The organism is Microcoleus sp. A006_D1, from assembly GCF_036702805.1.
In the GTDB taxonomy this organism is placed as follows: domain Bacteria; phylum Cyanobacteriota; class Cyanobacteriia; order Cyanobacteriales; family Microcoleaceae; genus Microcoleus.
Window position 1 is genome coordinate 408,618 of sequence record NZ_JAUBVZ010000003.1, and the last position, 20,846, is coordinate 429,463.

The window sequence follows — 20,846 nt, forward strand, 5'->3', positions numbered from 1 at the left end:
GTATCGAAATAGGTTTGGCTGTGGAAATTATCTTAACAGTATCTGCGGTTAGCCGATTCATCAAATATTTATGTAGTTCGATCGCCAATGGTTGGCCTCAAAAGGTTTATCATCTGATTAGCAGCCGCGTTGCACACGTGTATCGAAATAGGTTTGGCTGTGGAAATTATCTTAACAGTATCTGCGGTTAGCCGATTCATCAAATATTTATGTAGTGCGATCGCCAATGGTTGGCATCAAAAGGTTTATCATCTGATTAGCAGCCGCGTTGCACACGTGTATCGAAATGGGTTTGGCTGTGGAAATTATCTCAACAGTATCTGCGGTTAGGCGATTCATCAAATATTTATGTAGTGCGATCGACAATGGTTGGCATCAAAAGGTTTATCATCGGATTAATCCTAATTTGTGGGACGTTGCTCTGAGCAGCGTCCAAAATCCGCAATGACTTTTCTACAATTATGTTATATATAGCCGCACTTATTCCGATGATAATATAGCATAGATATAGCAGACTGTCAAGCAAAAAAACATGAAAAATATCGAATCTTCGAGGCGAGTTCTTGTTTGCCAAAACCGCACTTGTCGCAAGCAAAGTGCAGCCAAGGTACTGACAGCTTTTCAGAAATTGTCCGGTGCAGAAGTTGAAGTTGTAGCTAGCAGTTGTTTGGGACAATGCGGCAACGGGCCGATGGTGTTGGTGCTGCCAGAAGAGGTTTGGTACAGCGGTGTTGCTGAGTCGGAAGTTGCTGCCATCACCGAGCAACATTTGCGGGGTGGAAAGCCGATAGAGAGGATGCTTTACCGCAAGTTTCACCGGGTTTCTAAGTAGTCATGCTCGAATTTAAGCAAATTCTTCCGCACACAGCCGGCGCAGAATTTCGGTAACTTCGGCGGCGACTCTGGCGTCGAGTTCGATCGCTTTGCGATCGCCACTGCTGGAACCGTCTAAAACTTTTTCGGCCCGCAAAGTCAGGGCTAAGGTTCTGAGTTTAGCAGGCTTTCCCGTCGCTTTCGGGCGATCGTCCACAAACCGCACTAAAGCCACATAAACTGTTTCGATCGTTCCCCTCCTCGAACTCACTCCATAACCCAATTTTGAGATAATTACCGGAGCAGAGATGAGGCTATCCATACCCAAAGTTTTGATTGCTACGTCCGCGTATCGAGCGGTGTCATGTCCCATTGCTCTCACAATGCTTTCTAAGCTGCTCCACTGAGAGCCTTTCATGCGCGATCGCTGTTCGAGATGGAAGTGCCATCCTAGCATAGAAATCAGCCTGGTCAAGTCATAAGCCGATACGGAATTATTTTGTTCGCGGCTGTTTTCGGCGGCAGTTAGCAGCACTTGTTTTTTGCTGAGATCGAATATTTTGGGGTTGCTTAGATAAGAGATGTCGCCGTAATCGCCCTGAAAAGTTACGTCGTTATTGCCAGTAGTTTGCTTCAGCCACTGCTCTAATCCTGTGCGAGTATCAAAGCGTTTGAACATCGCGGCTAAGGAGTTTGAACTTGCTATATTTTCGGTATAGCTAATCATGTGTTTTGCTAAATCGTAAAAGTAAAGATCGTGTTTTTGCCCATTTCCATCTCTAATCACGCAGTTGTCTATGTCACAGTCGGGATATTTGGTATTTAGTTGACTGACGATATTCAGGAGCGGGATAATTTTAGTGGCGCTCCAAAATTCACCTGTGGTAAGTGCATTTTTTCCCAGCCACTGCGCCTGAATTTTGCCCCCGACAAAAGTGCCAATGCAAACGCAGGCTTGTTTGATGTCTTCGTGGAGAAAGTTTAAAGCTTGAGGGTTAATTTGAGGTAGTTCTCCGAGGCTGGGAAATAAGTTAAGTTTGAGGGGGCTATTGGCTGGGGGACTGTAGCTAATTACTTTGATGCCATCGGGTTTCTGTTTGAGATAATCGGGATAGTTTTTAATTTCTTTTTGGTAAATAGAGTTTTGAATTCCCCGGTCTAAAAAGGCTAGTTTTTCTGAGTTTGCATTGACATCTATTTCGGTTTGGAGGTAGTTTTTGAAGATGCGCGATCGGTCTTTTGCGAGTTCGAGGGAGGTGAGGTTCATGAGAATAGTTATTAGCTGGTTGCGAATAAGTAAATAACTATACTAGGATTTAGCCCAAGAAACCTGGTTGCAGACAGCAAGTGCCTCTAGGACTAGATATCTGAGTGCGAGTTTGGCGATTCGCTGCGAGATAGCTAGGCTTCACGTGCTTTTTTGCCGTGTACTTGAATGCGTTTGTCGGTTTTTTGTTTCCTAACCCAAGAGAGAAATTTCTGGAGTTGGGGATCATTTTTGAGTTTTTCTAGGGTGTTGAGCTCTTGGGCTAGGTGTTTGTTGTCGAAGAGAGAGTGAATCTGGCGGTGACAGGCAGAGCAAATGTCGATCGTCGGGCTGGGATCTTCATTTTTGCGCTTGGTGTTTTGTTTGGGGATGAGGTGGTGGGCGGTTAATGCTTCCATTTGTCGATCGCACAATTGGCACTGCATAATTTCCTCATTACTGCTGGATAGGAGAATTGCTACTTTAAATTTAACGTCATTTAGGGCGATCGGCTTTGAGAGAGTGACTAAAGGTCGATCGCACTTCGCAAACAATAAAAAACCCCCTGTAGGGGGTTTTAATTGCTGGTGGGGCAGGAATCTTGCCTGCCCGCTAAGTAGAAAAGCCTACGCTCAAATCACGTACAGCAGCACAAACAAAACAATCCAAATTACATCGACAAAGTGCCAGTAAATCTCAGTCGCTTCGATGCCGAAGTGGTGTTCGCTAGAATAGTGACCTTCCACGCGCGATCGCCAAACTACCCCAGCCATCAGGATTACACCAAACGTCACGTGCAAGCCGTGAAAAGCAGTCAAAACGTAAAAGCAACTGGCATACAAATTAGTCGTCAAGCCAAACTCTAAATGAGTGTATTCGTAAACCTGACCGCACAAGAAAACGACGCCCATGGCGATAGTCACGAGCAACCAATTTCGCATACCCGTCGCATCATTCTTTTTGATGGCAGTATCCGCATTGTGAATCACAAAACTGCTAGCAATCAGAATTACTGTATTAATTCCCGGCAGCAATAACTCTCGCGCGGGCGTACCTTCAGGCGGCCACATGGGAGCCATCGCCCGATAAATCAAGTACGCGGCAAACATACCCATAAATATCATGCCTTCAGATCCCAAGAACACAAGTACGCCTAAGATTCGGTGGTCGGGATGCTCTTCGCCGTGGGCTTCTATTTCGGCGCTGTGGTGGTAATTGAGAGCTGTTTTTGCTGGATCAATCGCAGGAAGTTGTTGCATAATAAATTGCTAGTTGGTAATGGGATTTTGAAGGAAGAGGGAAGTTCGGCAGCGGATTTTGTAAAGGATTTAACGGATGTAACGGATTGCAGGAAGAGGGAAGAGGGAAGAGGGCATTAGTGTCAACTTAAGACTAAAAGCGATGAGAAATCTCGCTTTTATCCTCTTGCGAGATCCCCTAAATCCCCCTTAGGTCGGGGGACTTTGAGTGTGTCCGGTTCCTGCCTTAAGAAGGGGGACTTTTATCGCTTCCGGTTCCCCCCTTCTTAAGGGGGGCTAGGGGGGATCGAGAGCTTAATCGTCAGACAACAGATCGGTACTACGTTTGACCTGTTTGTTGACATTAATGACTGATGACTCATGATTCATAACTGATGACTAATTGCCATCTTGACTTTCATCAGCAGGAGAATCAATGTTTATCTCGGATTCAGGCTCGACCAAAGTTGCAGTACCGCCAAAGAAAGCGGAAGCTTGAGCCTCTGCGATCGGAATACCGCGTTTCTCGCCACTGGCGCTGGCGATCGCATTTTCCCTCAACTTCAGCCTGAGACGTTCCCCAGTGTTCTGAATTTTTTCCATGCCGTAATCGTAAGGCCCGGTTGCCAATACCGGCACTCCTTCAAAATTTTCGATGGGTGGCGGCGAAGTCGTCATCCATTCCAAACTCAAAGCTTCCCAAGGATTATCACCTGCTTTCGGGCCGTACCTCCAACTCCAAATCACGTTAACAATAAACGGGATTGTAGAGACTGCCAGCATATAAGCGCCGATCGTACAAATGACATTAATGGTGGTAAATTTCGGATCGTACATTGCCACGCGCCGGGGCATTCCTTGCATCCCCAAAGCGTGCATCGGCAAGAAAGTTACAGTAAAGCCCACATAGGTTAAAACAAAGTGAACTCTACCCCAAAATTCATTAAGCATCCGCCCAGTCATTTTGGGGAACCAGTGGTAAAAAGCAGCGTAAATTCCAAACACCGAGCCGCCAAACAGCACGTAGTGTAAGTGAGCGACGATAAAATAAGTATCGTGAACGTGAATGTCGAAAGGTACGGAAGCTACCATGATCCCGGTGATGCCGCCGAGGACGAATGTTGAGATAAAACCCATCCCAAATAGCATGGCGCTGACTAACCGGAGTTTGCCGCCCCAAATTGTTGCTAACCAGCTAAATATTTTAATTCCAGTTGGTACGGCGATGATCATGGTGGTGATCATGAAAAACATCCGCAGCCAGCCCGGTGTGCCGCTGGTGAACATATGGTGCGCCCATACGATTAAGCCTAAAAAGCTGATGGCGAGACTGGAATAGGCGATCGCCAAATAACCAAAAATTGGCTTGCGCGAGTGCACTGGCAAAACTTCTGAAATCACCCCAAAAAAGGGCATGATCATAATGTAAACTGCCGGGTGCGAATAAAACCAGAATAAATGCTGGTAGACGATGGGGTCGCCGTTGCCAGTCGGGTTAAAAAATGCCGTTCCTGCTAACAAGTCAAAGGATAGCAAAATCAAAGCTGCTGCTAACACTGGAGTAGCAATTAAAGTCAGCGCTGAAGTCGCAATCATTGCCCAGCAAAACAAAGGCATTTCATTGAGACTCATGCTGGGAACCCGCATCGTGAAGATGGTAACGGCAAAATTCACCGCACCCAAAATCGAAGAAGTTCCCAGGAGCAAAACGCTGAGAATCCAGATTTCTTCCCCAGCTTGAGCAGTAACTAAGCTCAAAGGCGGATAGGAAGTCCAACCCGCCTGGGGAGCTCCGACCAAAAAACTGCTCAACAGCAAAATGCCGCCTACGGGAATCAACCAAAAGGCAACGGCATTCAGCCTGGGAAATGCCATGTCTTTTGCCCCAATCATTAAGGGGAGCAAAAAGTTAGCAAATCCGGCGCCTGCGGGTACTATCCACAGGAAGATCATCACCGTGGCGTGAACAGTAAATAAACTGTTGTAGAGTTCGGGGGTGACAAAATCGGAGTCTGGTGTGGCGAGTTCGGTTCGCACGATAGTTGCCATCACGCCGCCGATTAGATAGAATCCAAAAGTTGTAACTAGGTATTGAATACCAATGACTTTGTGGTCGGTATTAAAAGTGAAGTAGTCTCGCCAATGTCTGTCGGCCGGCGCTGTTCCGCGAGCCTCAATGTTGGCAGTTTCTTGGAACTGTGCTTGTGTCATATTTATGAGTCATTAGTTATTAGTCATTAGTTATTAGCTAAGGATAAAATACTCAGTGCCAGGAACTAATGACTATTTTTAGTGATGAGTTGGGTGAAGTTGTTCCAGAATTTCGGAATTGACTTTTATTTCCCTGACGAAGGGAGCTAAAAATTCCCCATCTGACAATTTCTCGGGATTGACTGCAACTGCTTGCTCTAAGTTTTGAGTGCTAGCAACTTCTGCTTGCTGTTCTTTCACCCAACTGTCAAACTCTTCGGGGGTGTGAACTACTGCTACAGCTTTCATCGCTCCGTGATAAGCGCCGCACAATTCAGCACAAACAACTCGGTATTCGCCGACTTTATTTGCTGTAAATCTCAGTTCGCTCGGCCGCCCGGGAATTGCATCTTGTTTGAGGCGAAATTCCGGCATCCAAAAGGCGTGTAGTACGTCTTGAGCTGCGATATTTAGCTGCACGTCGCGGTTGGCTGGCATATGCAGTTCGCCGGAACTAAGGCCGCTTTCTGGATAGCTAAAAATCCAGGCGTATTGCAAACCCATGACATTTACAACTAAGTCTGGTGCTTTGTCTTCATTTTCTGGGGAAGCGCCTACGCCTAGAGCAATCCGTTTGTCCGGCGGAATTTGAGGGGTGTTTTGGGGCATATCTGACAGCGTGGCTGCGATCGCACTTCCGCGCATTTTAGATTGCGATTGCATGGTTCCGTGGTCGTGATTCCCCATCGGATCGAGGCCTCCCATTGAGTTGTAAATCTCAAAACTGTAGACTCCGATTCCTAAAATTATCACCGCTGGCACGGCTGTCCATAGAATTTCTAAAGGAAAGTTGTCATGCCAAGGTGGGCCGTCGGTGTTGTCTCCTTGACGGCGACGGTATTTAATTGCTGCAACGATCAGAATTCCCTGAACCATGATAAATAGTCCGGTGGAAATGGTCATCATTGTGTTGAAGAGTCCGTCTATCTGGGATGCTTCATCAGAGGCGGCGATCGGCATTAAACCGTGATTCTGCCCGTACCAGAGACTGATCAGAGTCACTCCGATGCCGGCGAGCATGGTGAGGATGGAACTTGGAATGTTCACGCTGGTACCTTGTAGTAGCGACACTTCTTCGCTTGAACAATATGGGAAGCGCCTCTGGGTTATCAATTTTTAATTGTAAATTGACATTTTGAGGGTAATCCCTATCTTAACGCTTACTTAAGGCTTCGTATTTTTGGGCGATCGCTTGTTCGCATTAATACGACTTATGTCCCTTGACAAAAATCACTAAAAATGGTAAAAAATCCTTTTGTTTGGCGGCTAAATTTGAGATTTTTTCTCAAACACCATTAAATGCTGCTGGGGCAACATCTCTTTTGTCTCTTTCCATACTAAACCAACGGCTGCCATTTCTTTTTTCACCTGCTGCTGCGTCATTTTGTGCAAGCCTTTAATGGGGATGAGCGGATTTTCGCCCCGATACTCGATCGATACCGTGCGGCCTCCGGGTTTGAGGGCTTTGACAATTCCTTGCATCATTTCTCTGGGATATGCAAATTCGTGATAAGCATCGACCATCACAACTAAATCTACGCTATTTTCCGGCAAATTCGGATTGTCGATATTTCCCAAAACTGGCTCAACATTAGAGATATTTTTTTCTTGTTTGTTCAATTCAATAAAATTGAGCATCTCCGGCTGCACGTCAACTGCTAAAACCTTTCCTTGGGGAACTAGGGGAGCGATGCGAAAGCTAAAATATCCAGTTCCTGCTCCAATGTCTGCTACAATATCGGTTGGTTTTAAATCGAGATTATTTACTAATCGAGCTGATTTTTCTTCCATGCCGCGGGATGGTCTTTCCAGCCAACCTGCGCCTTGATATCCCATGACTTGGGCAATTTCTCGACCCATGTAAAATTTGCCGGTTCCGTCGGGATTGTGGACTGTTCGCTGCTGGTAAATTGCATCGCTGTTGCTTGTGTCAGTGGCATTGGCTGCTGTGCAAGCGTTCTGCGATAATAGGCAAATTATTGTTAAGATAATTGCGGTTAATGGTTTAATAAATTGTGCGGTTTTTCTCACGATATTTTTGATTTTGTGTTTGGTATTTGAATGTTTGCTCGCGAGCGGGTGCCAAATCTCGAATTATCATCAAACTCTGCGATTGCTTCGTTCCTCGCAATGACATGATGGGGTTTATTTATTTCCATCTAATTCTGACCAAATTTAATTGACGGCGGATGATAATAATTTGATTGTACCAGCATTTGCATCGATTTCGACTTCTTTGCCGATCGGCAAAGTGAACTTATCCCGAATGTGTCCCACCATCGAACCGTACCAAGCGGGAATATTCAAGGGGCGAACGTGATCCGTCAAGACTTGAGCTAAGGTGAGGGACTCTTGGGGTTTTTCAGCCTCGCACTTGGTGCACTGTCCGAAAATAAAACCGGATATTTTATCGAGAATGCCAGCTAATTTAAGCTGCGTCAACATTCTATCGACGCGATAAACCTCTTCGCTAACTTCCTCAACAAACAAAATACTCTTTTCCCACTCCGGCAAATAAGTCGAACCCACCAGTGCTGCTATTACTGATAAATTGCCGCCGATTAGTTTTCCCCTAGCTGTGCCGCGCCGGATTGTTTCAATGGGCACAGTTTTGGAGTTTTGGAGAGTCACAGAACCTCCGTCAAACAAAACTTTCTTGACGTAATCTATTGTAAAAGGACTCCAATTTGATACACCTAAAGGGCCATGAAAAGTAACTATATTAGTTTTAGCATGAATTGCCAATAATAGCGCCGTAATATCGCTGAATCCCATGATAATTTTGGGATTGTTGCGGATCATATTGTAATCCAAAAGCGGCAATATCCGACCGCAGCCCCAGCCACCCATCCCAGTAAAAATAGCTTGCACTGAGCCATCGGCAAAGGCTGCGTTGACATCGGCGGCGCGATCGGCATCTTTGCCTGCTAGATAGCCGTAGCGGTCGTAAAAATGCTCTCCCAGTTTAACTTTCAAGCCCAGGTTATCCAGAACTTTAAAAAATGGCTGAACTTCTTTTTCGTAGCTGAAGGCGGCAGGATTGATTAAGGCTACGGTATCACCGACTTGTAGGCGGCGCGGCTCGATCGCACTTTTGGGAAATAGGTTGGTTTGGGCGATGGGCAAAAGCTGAGTACCAATAGCAGTCAGCCCAAAAGTTCTGAGCAGATAGCGGCGGGGGAGAGTCATAGCTGTTAGGTGATTTGTGCTATAATTGTATAGCAAAGTTTCTGCCAGCCCAGCTAAAAATTGCCATTTCCCAATGAAAACAGAAAGTAAAATCTCAGCTAAAAAATCCTGGGCCAAATCTTTAGCCCGTCCTGCTGCGGAGTTTCCGCTGACTCAGCTATCAGTTAAAAGCGGTAAAATTCCCGAGGGATTGCGCGGCACTCTCTACCGCAACGGGCCCGCACGTTTGCAACGCGGCGGCATGAATGCGGGACATTGGTTTGACGGCGACGGTGCAATTTTGGCGGTGGATTTTAGCGATGTTGGTGCTACGGCTGTTTATCGCTACGTGCAAACAGCGGGATATCAAGCTGAAGAAAAAGCTGATAGATTTCTCTACACTAATTACGGCATGACTGCACCGGGCCCTGTGTTGTTGCGGTGGACTAAACCTGTTAAGAATGCTGCGAATACTTCTGTTTTAGCTTTGCCCGATCGCCTTTTGGCATTATGGGAAGGCGGCGCGCCTCACAGCCTCGATTTGGAAACTCTGGAAACTCAGGGAATCGACAATTTAGGCAATAAGGATAGTAAATTTGCTTATTCTGCTCATTGTAAGCGCGACCCGATTACTGGGAATATTTTTAACTTTGGAATCACCCCAGGCTTGAGTACAAAGTTGAATGTTTATCAAAGCGATTTTACGGGCAAGATTGTTAACAAAGCAACAGTTGCTTTAGATGGGATTCCGCTGTTGCACGATTTTGTGCTTGCTGGCAAGTATCTGATATTTTTTGTGCCACCAGTGCGACTAAATCTAGCGCCAGTGTTAGCAGGAATTGGCAGTTATGGCGACTCCTTTGAGTGGAAACCGGAGTTAGGAACTCAGATATTAGTTTTTGACTCCGAAACTCTTTCTTTAGTTAGTCGCGGCGAAACCGATGCTTGGTTTCAGTGGCATTTTGCTAACGGTTTTGTCACCGAAGATGGTGAAGTTGCAGTTGATTTTGTGCGCTATGCTGACTTGCAAACTAATCAGCGACTGAAAGAAGTACCGACAGGTGAAACTCGCACCGATGCGGAGGGGACTCTTTGCCGAGTGCATCTCAATCCTCAGACTGGGAAAGTGATAGGAATAGAAGAATTGTTGGATAAAGCTTGCGAGTTTCCGGTTGTACCTGCTTCAGAAATTGGCCAAGACTCGCGGTATATTTATCTGGCAATGTATCGGGCTGATGTTGATATTGTAGCGGAACGTTATGGTGCGATCGCCCGTTTGGACACGCAAAATGGCAATCTCACAATTGCCGACTGCGGCGAAAATCGCTATCCCGCAGAGCCCATCTACGTTCCAGATATTTCATCGGAGAAAGGTTGGATTTTGACAGTTGTTTACGACGGCAATTCTGATAGCAGCGAAGTGTGGATATTTGACAGCAACGGACTTTCTCGCCCCCCTATTTGTCAGCTAGAATTGCCCGGTGTCATACCTTTGAGCTTTCACGGTACTTGGAAATCCGCAGTCTGATAATTATGTAAAGAAGTGTTGCGGAAGATTTATTAAAAATTGTTGCCGCTTTTCTGTCAAGTTGTTAAGGTGTGTGTAGAGAGGAAATTCTCATATCTAGGAGGTGTGGAATTTATTCTCTACATTGCTCAATTATCCTGTGCTACTTTAAGCGCATTTTATGCGCGACTGCACAGACTCTCGTATGTCTCCGCAGACTGAAAGAGGGCTTACACAAAGAAACCCGGTTTCTGACAAAAATAAGAGGTTTAGCGACAATAAATCTAGGAAGAAACCCAGTTTCTGACACCCTGTAAGTCCTCTAGGAAAAAGCGGTAATAAAGCCCGCTTTGGCATGATTCCAGACTATGTTTTCCCATCTCAGGTTTGTCTGCTTGAATGAGGTTGACCGACCATATTTTTGACCGATTTCTGGCCAACCAAAAGTTTAGTTCAGCTCACGCGCACGTCTACGATTCAAAAGGTTTGAGTTTTGAGTTAACTCCACAAATCAATTAGGTATATCGAAACTAGATAGCCTTGCCCAAACTTATTAATTATGAGTTGTTACCGCGAAAACATTCAACTCATAACTGATAATTCATAACTCACAACTCATAACTCCGTGCTGCGGTGAGCATCAAAATCAGAGGGTTTAATCTATGCAGCTTCAAGGAAAAACAGCTATCGTTACAGGGGCTTCGCGCGGCATTGGGCGATCGATCGCCCTGGAATTAGCCAGACAAGGAGTCAAACGCTTGGTGATTGTCGCACGCAACCGCAAGCAATTAATCGAATTGGCAGAGGAAATCGATGTTTTTGGCACAGAAGTAGTGCCGTTAGCTTTGGATTTAACTCAGTCAGTAGCGGTGAATATTGCGATCGCCCAAGCTTGGCGAGATTGCGGCCCGATTCACCTGCTAGTCAACTGTGCTGGCGTTGCACACCAAGCATCTTTCTTGCGTTCCCCGCTACCGTTAATTGAGGAAGAAATCGCCTTGAATTTGCTGGGAACTTACACAATTACCCGCTTGATAGCGAGGCGAATGGCTGCTCAAAAAGACGGAACAATCGTCAATGTTTCGAGCTTGATGGGCAAAATTGCCGCTCCGACAATGGCCACTTATTCTGCTACCAAATTTGCCATTTTGGGATTCACCCAAGCTTTGCGTAGCGAGTTAACTCAGTACAATGTTCGAGTCACAGCTTTGCTGCCATCTCTAACAGATACTGACATGGTGCGAGACTTGGAGCAATTTCGCTGGGTAGTGCCGACAACTCCCGAAAAAGTTGCCCTAGCACTTGTCGCGGGTTTGCACAAAGATGCGCCGGAAATTTTGGTGGGATACCAAAGTCATTTAGCAGTTTGGTGTCACCGCATTGCCCCTTGGTTGCTGGATTTTGTGTTGCGGATGGCGACTCCACAACTTTCACAGAAGTCGCGGGGCGATCGCAAATTGCGGGAGGCTTTGGCTAGCGGGCGATAAACTAATGTAGCGTGCTTATGGCGCACCTTACGGCTATATGTAGGGTGCGCCATAAGCACCTTACAGCTATTAATCTTGCCTCTAATCACTTTTGAAAAATGATATTATTTCCACTCGCCTTGCAGGGTAAAAGCCGCCCAATAATAGGGAGACTGCCATTTTTCCTGCTGCATCATTTCGATCTGTGCGGCCCTCAAAGCTGCCGCCGGCGCTAACTTTTGTTGCACCATTTTTTGATAGAACTTTTGCATTAACACAGCAGTTCCTTCATCATCCACATACCACAAACTCACCGCCACCCGCTGCGCCCCCGCATACATAAAACCCCTTGTTAATCCCACCATTCCTTCGCCTTTAACATTCTGTCCCATTCCCGATTGACAAGCACTTAAAACCACTAAATTTGCCGCCAGTTTCAAGTTGAAAATATCCGTGAGGCGCAAGAAACCATTGACAAGATTGGCTTTATCATCTATCATCGACATCAGAATTCCTGACAATTCGGGATTTTTGCTGTTAGCCATGCCGTGGGTGGCGAAGTGCACGATTTGATAATTGGCTAAATTGCGATCGGTAGCAGTAGTGCGACTGGCATCAAAATCAAGTATTTGACGGGTAGAAGCTGAGGAGAATAAGCTGGATATTGTTTGGGCTTCTTGGCGGGTAAATGGTAGGCGTTCGGGCGGCCATCCCCGATTAGAAGCGCGAAGCGATCGATTTAAACCGAGGTTGTTTGCTTCTAATTTTTCTGTTGTTGCTTGGGTGATTTTTCCTTTAATTCTTTCATCGTCTGGACTGAAAACAGGATCGGCTAAAATTGCTAAAGTTTGGGTGGGTGGTTTTCTATCTCCGTAATTTTGCCTGAGAATGGCGAGAGTTGAGGCAGAAGGCAGAGTGATAATTTCATGTTCGACAATTAAGGGAACATTGGTATTTTGTCCGGCGGTTTGGGGAATAGTTAAAGCTTGAAAAGGGGTATAGTGCAGCACGCCGTCGGGAACAATTAATAAGCGTTTGTTTCCTAATTGGGCTGCTGCGGGTTGTAAAATCACTTGACCCAGATTTGCACTTGCTTGGGCAACTTTTTGGGTAATATCTCTGTAAATTGGGCTAGTTATTGCCTCTAGGAAGTTCTTAGCTGCTGTTTCAATGTCGGCGCGTTTTGGCAATTCATAGCTGGTGAGTCCTGTTGATGTCACAACCCACAAGTAACTGCGCTCTTCGCCGAGGGAATATTGCAATAAAATCGTGTTTTCATCGAGAATCTGTTTCTGAATTTCTGGCCGTGTTAAAGGTTGGGGTTGGGTGAGGGCAGCGTAGCGGGGGCTGGATGTACGAATCCCGGTTTGAAGTTGCTGATATTGTTGCAAAAGTGCGAGGCGCTGTTTGTCGATTTCATCGATTTTAGTTTGATTGGGATTGGGGGTGCTGATTGTTTCGATGCGCTGCTTTTCAATGGCATCGAGTTGCTGTTGCACGCTCTTTTCTTGTTGCAGTAAATCGGGGGAAATACCTTCGCGAATGTTGGCGTTACTTTCTTGGAGGAGTTCGAGGAGACTGCGGGCGCGAGAACGTTCGCTGGCTTCTAAGGCTTTGGTATCATAACCGGATTTAGGATTAGTTTTGTGCAGTTGCATTAACAGGTCAATGTAGAATTCGTAGTAGTTCTGTACTGTGGCAAAGTATGAGGTTCGGAGTTCTGGACTGGTAATTTTGGTGCGGAGGTTTTCGATTATTTTGATAGAGGCTTCAATGTTAGTGAGGGCTTCAGTGAGACTGCCTTGAGCGCGTTTGGCATCGGCAATACTATAGAGGGTGTTCGCTTCTCCACTGGGATCGCCTACTGCCCGAAACCGGGCCAGGGACTGGTTGTAATACTCTAGCGCTTTCTGTTTTTCTCCCAAATCGTAGTAGACACTGCCGATGCTTGCGAGGGTGATGGCTTCTCCACTGGGAGCCTCCACTGCCCGAAACAGGGGCAGGGACTGGTTGTAATAATCTAGCGCTTTCTGTTTTTCTCCCAATTCTGAGTAGAAACTGCCGAGGTTGAGGAGGGTGCGAGCTTCTTCACCGCGATCGCCCACTGCCCGACTCAGGGGAAGGGACTGGTTGTAATACTCTAGCGCTTTCTGTTTTTCTCCCAAATCGTAGTAGACACTGCCGATGTTGGTGAGGCTGTAGGCTTCCCCACTGCGATCGCCTACTGCCCGACTCAGGGGAAGGGACTGGTTGTAATACTCTAGCGCTTTCTGTTTTTCTCCCAATTGTGAGTAGACACTGCCGATGTTGATGAGGGTGTTCGCTTCCCCACTGCGATCGCCTACTGCCCGATACAGGAGAAGGGACTGGCCCAAATACTCTAGCGCTTTCTGTTTTTCTCCCAATCCTATGTAGATATTGCCGATGTCGGTGAGGGTGTTGGCTTCCCCACTGCGATCGCCTACTGCCCGATACAGGAGAAGGGACTGGTTGTAATACTCTAGCGCTTTCTGTTTTTCTCCCAATCCTTTGTAGATATTGCCGTTCTTGCTGAGGGTGTTCGCTTCCCCACTGCGATCGCCTACTGCCCGATACAGGAGAAGGGACTGGCCCAAATACTCTAGGGCTTTCTGTTTTTCTCCCAAATCTGAGTAGACTCTGCCGATGTTGATGAGGGTGTTCGCTTCCCCACTGCGATCGCCTACTGCCCGACTCAGGGGAAGGGATTGGTTGTAATACTCTAAAGCTTTTTGTTTTTCTCCCAAATAGTAGTAGACAATGCCGATGTTGTTGAGGGTAGCAGCTTCCCTTTTAGCGTCGCCTACTGCCCGACTTAGGGGAAGGGATTGGTTGTAATACTCTAAAGCTTTTTGTTTTTCTCCCAAATAGTAGTAGACATTGCCAATGTTTTTGAGGGTGTTAGCTTCCCCACCGCGATCGCCCGCCTCTCGATACAGTTTTAATGCTTCTTCATATTTGACGATCGCACTTCTTAAAGCTTCCACCGTTCCTTGCTGGTAAAGTTTCTTTGCCTCTTCAAATACTTTTTCAGCAGCCTCGCTACTGTTAGTTTGTGCTGTTTGTACGACTTTGCTAACGGGCACGGCTGCTGCAACTGGCTGACTTAACTGAAGTGAAAGTGCGATCGACATACTAGCCAAAAACCATTGAGTGCGATCGACGAGCATAGCCACCCCTTTTGTATTTGATTCAATCTTAGTCACTAGCTCGCTTAGTGTAAAGGCAGGAGGAAGTGAGGGCGATCGGCATTTTTGCTAGAGTGAACGAGTAGTGCGATTCCCTGCGGGATCGCTACGCCGCGCGTACTTTTTCCCAGCATGAACAACATCCTAACTACCCCCGATCCCGTAACCAGCCACTGGGATTGCCCCGAATGCGGCGGCACCGGTACCCTCAGCCCAGAAATTTGCCCTGTTTGTCTCGGAGCAAAATACATCGATCTCGCTACAATAACGAACTGGATGCTCGATTTTATGGAATCTCGCGGCTGCAATCAAGCTGAGATCGATCGATTGCGAACCGAAAACCCAGACCCGCTGACATTAACATTTTGCCTCGAACTTTGTATCGCCCTTAAATAAACAATGATATCAAGTCTGCTTAATTGCTTATAAATCATTTACGGGCATCGGGCATGGTCGGAAAAAAACGCAGTCTACAAGTTGATTTAACTGAAACGAAATAATGCCCAATGCCCTATTCCCAATGCCCTATTCCCAATAATTCATTTTCCATGCACAGGATGTTGACCGTAATAAGGCAAAGCGTCCGACCAATTAGGGCGACTTCCTTGTTGCCACTCCAAATAAGCCAAATCCAACACACCAGAAACCGACGCACCCAACTCGCTACCAACTTCAATCAACTGATAGGAATTTCCCCAACTTTCCAGCTTTTCCTGCCAAGATTCCGCCGTCATTACCGCATCGGAAAACAACTCAGTTACACCAGAATTACTGTTAACTGAATAAACAGCGCCAAATAATTGACCGCGCTGTGCAGGCATTTGCAGCGCAATATCCTGAGTTGACATAGATTTTTTACTGCTGCTGCAAGCGACAGCCGCCAAAGTTGAAATTGCAAAAACCGGAATATCCAACTGTTGAGCCAAAGTCCGCGCTGTCACCATACCCATGCGAGTCCCCGTGAAACCTCCGGGCCCCTTCGCCACTGCAATAAAAGCCAAATCCGCCCAAGTTTGCGGCGCGATAAACTCTACTAAATGCTGATGCAAATCTGTGGCTAAACTGCGGCCCAAATTCCAAGTTTGGCAGCGATCATCGCCCGCAAAATTGCTGATTGCTAAACCTAATTCGGGTGTTGAGGTGTGCAAGGCTAAGCCGTATTTTTTAACGGATGTTCCGTCTGGGAGATTGCTATTCACGATTAATGATAATTTTCCTTAACAAAAAACAGAGGCAAAGCGACAACCAAGCAACCCAAAAGAATCCCAAATATTCCCGTGTTTAAAATCCTGGAATTACCCATGCCACCAGTGAGCAGAAACAGCACTACTAAACTGGCAAATAAATTCTTATTCGCAAATTCTTTGTCTTGAGAAACTTGATGTTTGACCACCATAAAACCGGATGCAACTATGAGCGCGAACCAAGAATTAAAAATGACGATTTGAGAGCCAAAGATAAACCAAACTAAAGCAAACATGAGCGAATCGAGCCAGAAATCCTGAGTTCTCAACTTCGGCAGCCAAAATTCTTGGGTAGCAACAGGGGCGATTTTCTTGGCTAATTGATTGTGTTGCAGCCGCAGGAGTTTGTTTCTCAATTGAATCTTGGGATCGATTTGCAATACTTCTTTCCACTCGGGGAGGCGAGAATTGTTAACTCTTCCCAACAGCTTAACGGCTGCGACTTTGTTTAACTGCAAATCGGTGAGTCTGGTGGCAATTATTTGGGATAAGTGCGGATAGTGAATGGGATTGTCTTCGGTTCTGTTGATGACGATATTGAGCTTTTGCTTGGCTTGACTGACTTGGATTGTAACATTGTACGGGGCGATCGCATCTTGTAAAGCTTGCTGAATTTCGGCTTGTTGTTCCCGACTCAAAAGCGACGGTACCGGTGACAGCGCAGGCTTCGATTCTGCGGGCGTTTCCGGCGCATCTAGCACAGGTTGCGCGTCTAAATACACCGGCTTGGGGTTCAACTGCCGGATGACTGCTGATGCTGAACTGTAGCGCCGATTGGTGGCACTTTGGAGCATGGTATCGAGGATGCGGCCGAAATCGTCACTAACAGCACTCTTCAAATAATTTCGCCAAGCCCAAGCATCCTCTGCGCTGTCGAACAAATCGAAGGGAGGAATGTGAGTCAGCAAGTGAATGCAAGTAACACCCAAACTGTAGATATCGCTGGCAAAAACTGCTTTTCCCATCAATTGTTCTGGGGCTGTATAAGCAGCACTGCCGATAATTGTACCAGTTTGTGGCAATCCGGTTGCTGTTACTTTCTTGGCTGCACCAAAGTCTACTAAAACGATATCTTTTTGGAATGGAGATGGTTGATAGGAATTTTCTAAGGCGGGTAAAGGGGCTGGAGATAGTCGGCGGCGAATGATATTTTCTGGTTTGATATCGCGGTGAATAACTTTGGATTTGTGGACAAAGTGGAGCACGGGCAATAAGTCGTTGAGAATTTGCCGAATTTGATTTTCGGTGAATGCTCCTTTTTGTGCTAATTCTTGGGCGAGGTTTTTGCCGTCTATAAATTCTTGTACTAAATATTGTCTGCTGTCTTGTTCAAAATGCGCGATTAATTCTGGAATCTGGGGATGTTTCCCCAAGGTTTCTAGCTGGGCGGCTTCTTGGTGAAAAAGTTGGGCGGCTTTTTCGGCGGCGGTGTTTTGTGGTAAAAATTGCTTGATTACGCACTGCGAAAACATCGGCGGTTTGGTTTCATCAACTGCTAAAAATGTTCTGCCAAATCCTCCTTGTGCGATCGGCTTTATGGTACGGTAGCGAGATGCTGATGGCGATTGTTCGTTAGTTAACAACAATTTTGAGCCGCAACTTTGGCACAATTCTGCATCACCTGGATTTTGCGGATTCTGACAAGTTGGGTTTAAGCAATAGGACATTTGATTTTAGATTTTGGATTTTAGATTTTAGATTGGGGAATTGAGGATTTTAGAATTGATAATTGGTAATTGGTAATTGGTAATGGCGAATTGGGAATTGGCAGCCCCAAGCTAGTAACACATAACTAATCACAAACGACTAATGACCAGTGACGAATGACGTTCGCGAGCGGGGACGCTCGCGCTAATGACTGATGACTGATGACTGATGACTGAGGGCGGGTTTTGTCCTTTTTTTAGTCATTTGTATCATATATCCTTAGCTAAACCCGCCCCTACTACTACTGATGACTAATGACTAATGACCAATGACTAATGACTTCTTCGTTAAGTCGGTACAAGTTCACCCGGCCGCAATTTTGCCCATTTACCGGTCTCTTGTTTGAAACTTTCACAGCCAACTACATCCCATTCCATTTCAATTTCATCTTGGCGGGGGCGAATGTTGACGTTGATAGTGGGTTCTACGGGGTCGAAATCGGGTGTTTCGGTGAGGTGGATTTGTTCGTGCTGTCCTTCTACGGCGTGGTAGGTGAAGCAGCGGTCTACATAGTGGCAGTTAATACAAATACACATTCTTGATATCCTCTGTGCATTTCAAAAAGATTGGTGAATTTCGAGCTTTCTGTTAATCTAGCGTAGCAAGAGCTTTATTGTGTGTAAGTTTATTTATTTTTGTTGCAATGTCGAATAGTTTGCCACCTGCTTTATCTCCTGAGACTTGGCCGTTCGATTTGGAACTGCTGACACCGCCTGTTTATTTGGTGGGCGGTGCGGTGCGGGATGCGCTGCTGGGGCGCCGATCGCACTTTTTTGATTTGGATTTCGTTATGCTAACACGGGCGGTGAAAACTGCTCGAAAAATTGCCGATCGCACAAAAGCTGGATTTGTCTTGTTGGATGCCGAACGACAGATTGCGCGGGTGGTGTTTGCGGGCGGTACGGTGGATTTTGCGGAGGCTTTCGGGGGGAGTCTGGAGGGGGATTTGCACCGCCGCGATTTTCGGATAAATGCGATCGCCTGCAATCCTTTTACCGGAGAAATCATCGATCCTTTGGAGGGTCAAACTGATTTGCGGTTGGGTTTGCTGCGGATGATTTCGCGATCGAATTTGGAAGATGATCCGCTGAGGCTATTAAGAGCTTACCGTCAAGCGGCACAGTTGGGTTTTGCGATCGAACCGGAAACACAATCTGCGATTCGGGAATTAGCGCCGTTGTTGAGTCGCGTGGCTGTGGAACGGGTGCGGACAGAATTGGGTTATTTGTTGAGCAATAATCACGGTGTTCCTTGGATTTGTAAGGGTTGCGAAGATGGTTTGTTTTCTATTTGGTTTGAAAGTGCGATCGACCGTTTCGATATTTTGACAAAAATTGACTTGTGTGCTACAAATTTGGCGGTAATTTATCCAGAGTTGGGGATAGAGTTTTCGCGATCGATTCGAGATACGATTAAAACGCCGTTGTTGGCAATTGCGAAGTTAGCTATTTTGGCAAATTCCGACCCAACAATCGCTGAAACAGAGTTGCTGCGGTTGAAGTACAGCAATGCAGAGATTAAAAGTGCGATCGGGCTTTTGAAATACTTGCCAAAATTGCAAGCAAACCCAATTGCGGAAATGTCTTTGCGAGACCAGTATTTTCTGTTTCGCGATGTCGGAATAGTATTTCCAATTTTAGCAGTTTTAGCCCTAGCGGCGGGAGTTGCAGTTGATGAGATTTCGCTGTTAATTAATCGCTATCTCGATGCTGATGATATTATTGCTCATCCCACACAATTAGTTAGCGGTAATGAGTTAATGGAATCTTTGAATTTGCCCAGAAGTCCGCGCATCGGTCAATTATTAATGGAGATTCAATTAGCGCGGGTGGAGGGGAGAATTGCCACTCGCGAAGATGCGCTAAAATTCGCGGCTGATTTTGTTGATGTTGATTGATATTTCGGAAATATTGCAACATTATGATCTCTACAAAAATCTCTTGACAACCATCCATAGAATTACTATCATTGAAGTGATGATTATGCAAGAAAAATAGTTAAATGGAAGCTGTGAGTCTGATATCATCTGTGAAAGCAGCGAATGGGAGATTGCGAGAAGTTTATCAAAGCGAATACGGCATTCTCTACCAGGAAGACTGTCTCAAGTTTTTAGGTATTATTCCCGATTCCTGTGCGGATATTGTGTTTGCAGACCCGCCATTTAATCTCGGCAAAGATTATGGTAACGGTACGAGCGATATGTTGAATTCCAGCGATTATCTTGCTTGGTCAAAACAGTGGCTAAAAGAAAGCATTAGAGTCCTTAAACCGGGCGGGAGTCTATTTATTTTCAACTTGCCAAAGTGGTGCATTGAGTACGGTGCATATTTAAACCAACAGGGCATGGACTTTCGTCACTGGATAGCCTGTAGAATGCCTAAAGCCTTTCCTCGCGGCAAGAAAATGTCTCCCGCACACTACGGATTGCTTTACTACACAAAAGGCGAACCAGCCGTTTTCAATAAAGTTTATACGCCGATTCAAGTTTGCAGACATTGTGGCGGAGAGATTAAAGATTACGGCGGACACCGCAAAAAATTAAATCCTCAAGGTATTAACTTAATGGATGTTTGGGATGCTTCCGAAGATGTTTGGGAAGATGCTTCAGAAGATATTCGAGAACAAAATTTGTGGACGTTAATTGAGGAAATGTGGACAGATATTCCGCCAGTAAGACACCGACAGCACAAGAAAAGGGGAGCCAACGAATTAGCTCCGATTATGCTGGAACGCATCATTGCTATGGCATCGAATCCGGGACAGGTTGTAATCGATCCTTTTGGAGGTTCTGGCACTACATTTTATGCAGCAGAAAAGTTGGGCAGGTATTGGCTGGGCACAGAAATCGGCGATATTGAACCAGCAGTGAAGCGGTTACAAGACTTGGCAAATGGCAACGTAGAAAATTGGGAATCAGCAAGAGGAAAGACAAAACATAAAATCCGACAAATTAAACAAAACGAGTCAATCCAACTCGAATTGTTTTCTTGAACAACAACAT

Annotated in this window: 19 protein-coding genes; 8 read left to right on the forward strand and 11 right to left on the reverse strand. The window is 45.9% G+C overall.

Annotated features, from left to right (window positions below; translation table 11 throughout):
• The 3 genes from QUB68_RS07460 to QUB68_RS07470 form a co-directional block, all read left to right on the forward strand.
• Positions 1-191: hypothetical protein (locus tag QUB68_RS07460; RefSeq protein ID WP_332990850.1), on the forward strand; the 191-nt coding region annotated here is incomplete at its 5' end.
• A 77-nt stretch (positions 192-268) separates the two neighbouring features.
• On the forward strand, positions 269-448 hold the full coding sequence (locus QUB68_RS07465; protein ID WP_332990852.1) for a hypothetical protein: 180 nt from the start codon (positions 269-271) through the stop codon (positions 446-448).
• 84 nt (positions 449-532) lie between these two features.
• Positions 533-832: a (2Fe-2S) ferredoxin domain-containing protein gene (locus tag QUB68_RS07470; RefSeq protein WP_332990854.1), complete on the forward strand. Its 300-nt coding sequence runs from the start codon at positions 533-535 to the stop codon at positions 830-832.
• Positions 833-844: 12 nt separating this feature from the next.
• On the opposite strand, the gene QUB68_RS07475 is transcribed toward QUB68_RS07470, so the two are convergent.
• From QUB68_RS07475 to QUB68_RS07505, 7 genes are all read right to left on the reverse strand, one after another.
• The gene (locus QUB68_RS07475; RefSeq protein ID WP_332990856.1) at positions 845-2,080 is read right to left on the reverse strand and encodes a hypothetical protein; all 1,236 of its coding nucleotides are present in this window, start codon (positions 2,078-2,080) and stop codon (positions 845-847) included.
• Positions 2,081-2,214: 134 nt separating this feature from the next.
• Entirely contained in the window at positions 2,215-2,613 is a 399-nt protein-coding gene (locus QUB68_RS07480) for an HNH endonuclease (protein WP_332990859.1), read from the reverse strand.
• 78 nt (positions 2,614-2,691) lie between these two features.
• A complete protein-coding gene (locus QUB68_RS07485) occupies positions 2,692-3,318 on the reverse strand; it encodes a cytochrome c oxidase subunit 3 (protein ID WP_332990860.1) in 627 nt (208 codons plus the stop codon).
• A 378-nt stretch (positions 3,319-3,696) separates the two neighbouring features.
• Positions 3,697-5,508, reverse strand: coding sequence for a cytochrome c oxidase subunit I (gene ctaD / locus QUB68_RS07490; protein ID WP_332990862.1), 1,812 nt, complete (start codon positions 5,506-5,508; stop codon positions 3,697-3,699).
• Between the two features lie 78 nt (positions 5,509-5,586).
• Positions 5,587-6,594 (reverse strand): cytochrome c oxidase subunit II, encoded by a 1,008-nt coding sequence (locus QUB68_RS07495; protein WP_332990864.1) that lies wholly within the window; start codon positions 6,592-6,594, stop codon positions 5,587-5,589.
• 219 nt (positions 6,595-6,813) lie between these two features.
• A complete protein-coding gene (locus tag QUB68_RS07500; protein ID WP_332990866.1) occupies positions 6,814-7,578 on the reverse strand; it encodes a class I SAM-dependent methyltransferase in 765 nt (254 codons plus the stop codon).
• Positions 7,579-7,722: 144 nt separating this feature from the next.
• Positions 7,723-8,736 carry a S66 peptidase family protein gene (locus QUB68_RS07505; RefSeq protein ID WP_332990868.1) on the reverse strand — a complete coding sequence of 338 codons (1,014 nt, stop codon included), beginning with the start codon at positions 8,734-8,736 and terminating at the stop codon, positions 7,723-7,725.
• 73 nt (positions 8,737-8,809) lie between these two features.
• Between QUB68_RS07505 and QUB68_RS07510 the strand changes: the two genes are divergently transcribed.
• Both QUB68_RS07510 and QUB68_RS07515 read left to right on the forward strand, forming a co-directional pair.
• Positions 8,810-10,243, forward strand: a complete 1,434-nt coding sequence (locus QUB68_RS07510; protein ID WP_332990871.1) for a carotenoid oxygenase family protein — start codon at positions 8,810-8,812, stop codon at positions 10,241-10,243.
• Between the two features lie 641 nt (positions 10,244-10,884).
• Positions 10,885-11,709 (forward strand): SDR family NAD(P)-dependent oxidoreductase, encoded by an 825-nt coding sequence (locus QUB68_RS07515; protein WP_332990872.1) that lies wholly within the window; start codon positions 10,885-10,887, stop codon positions 11,707-11,709.
• A 104-nt stretch (positions 11,710-11,813) separates the two neighbouring features.
• Here QUB68_RS07515 and QUB68_RS07520 read toward each other — a convergent pair whose 3' ends face one another.
• Positions 11,814-14,876 carry a CHAT domain-containing protein gene (locus tag QUB68_RS07520; protein WP_442923053.1) on the reverse strand — a complete coding sequence of 1,021 codons (3,063 nt, stop codon included), beginning with the start codon at positions 14,874-14,876 and terminating at the stop codon, positions 11,814-11,816.
• 150 nt (positions 14,877-15,026) lie between these two features.
• Here QUB68_RS07520 and QUB68_RS07525 point away from each other — a divergent pair, with 150 nt between their 5' ends.
• Positions 15,027-15,290, forward strand: a complete 264-nt coding sequence (locus QUB68_RS07525) for a hypothetical protein (protein WP_332990877.1) — start codon at positions 15,027-15,029, stop codon at positions 15,288-15,290.
• A 143-nt stretch (positions 15,291-15,433) separates the two neighbouring features.
• Here the strand turns inward: QUB68_RS07525 and tsaB are convergent, their stop codons facing one another.
• The 3 genes from tsaB to QUB68_RS07540 all read right to left on the reverse strand — a co-directional run bounded on the left by tsaB (position 15,434) and on the right by QUB68_RS07540 (position 18,381).
• A complete protein-coding gene (gene tsaB, locus QUB68_RS07530) occupies positions 15,434-16,093 on the reverse strand; it encodes a tRNA (adenosine(37)-N6)-threonylcarbamoyltransferase complex dimerization subunit type 1 TsaB (RefSeq protein WP_332990879.1) in 660 nt (219 codons plus the stop codon).
• Between the two features lie 2 nt (positions 16,094-16,095).
• Positions 16,096-17,805 carry a serine/threonine-protein kinase gene (locus QUB68_RS07535; RefSeq protein ID WP_332990881.1) on the reverse strand — a complete coding sequence of 570 codons (1,710 nt, stop codon included), beginning with the start codon at positions 17,803-17,805 and terminating at the stop codon, positions 16,096-16,098.
• Positions 17,806-18,132: 327 nt separating this feature from the next.
• Positions 18,133-18,381 (reverse strand): Ycf34 family protein, encoded by a 249-nt coding sequence (locus tag QUB68_RS07540; protein ID WP_332984083.1) that lies wholly within the window; start codon positions 18,379-18,381, stop codon positions 18,133-18,135.
• A 107-nt stretch (positions 18,382-18,488) separates the two neighbouring features.
• Here QUB68_RS07540 and QUB68_RS07545 point away from each other — a divergent pair, with 107 nt between their 5' ends.
• On the forward strand, positions 18,489-19,742 hold the full coding sequence (locus QUB68_RS07545; protein WP_332990884.1) for a CCA tRNA nucleotidyltransferase: 1,254 nt from the start codon (positions 18,489-18,491) through the stop codon (positions 19,740-19,742).
• A gap of 104 nt (positions 19,743-19,846) precedes the next feature.
• On the forward strand, positions 19,847-20,836 hold the full coding sequence (locus QUB68_RS07550) for a DNA-methyltransferase (RefSeq protein ID WP_332990885.1): 990 nt from the start codon (positions 19,847-19,849) through the stop codon (positions 20,834-20,836).
• Positions 20,837-20,846 lie beyond the last annotated feature (10 nt).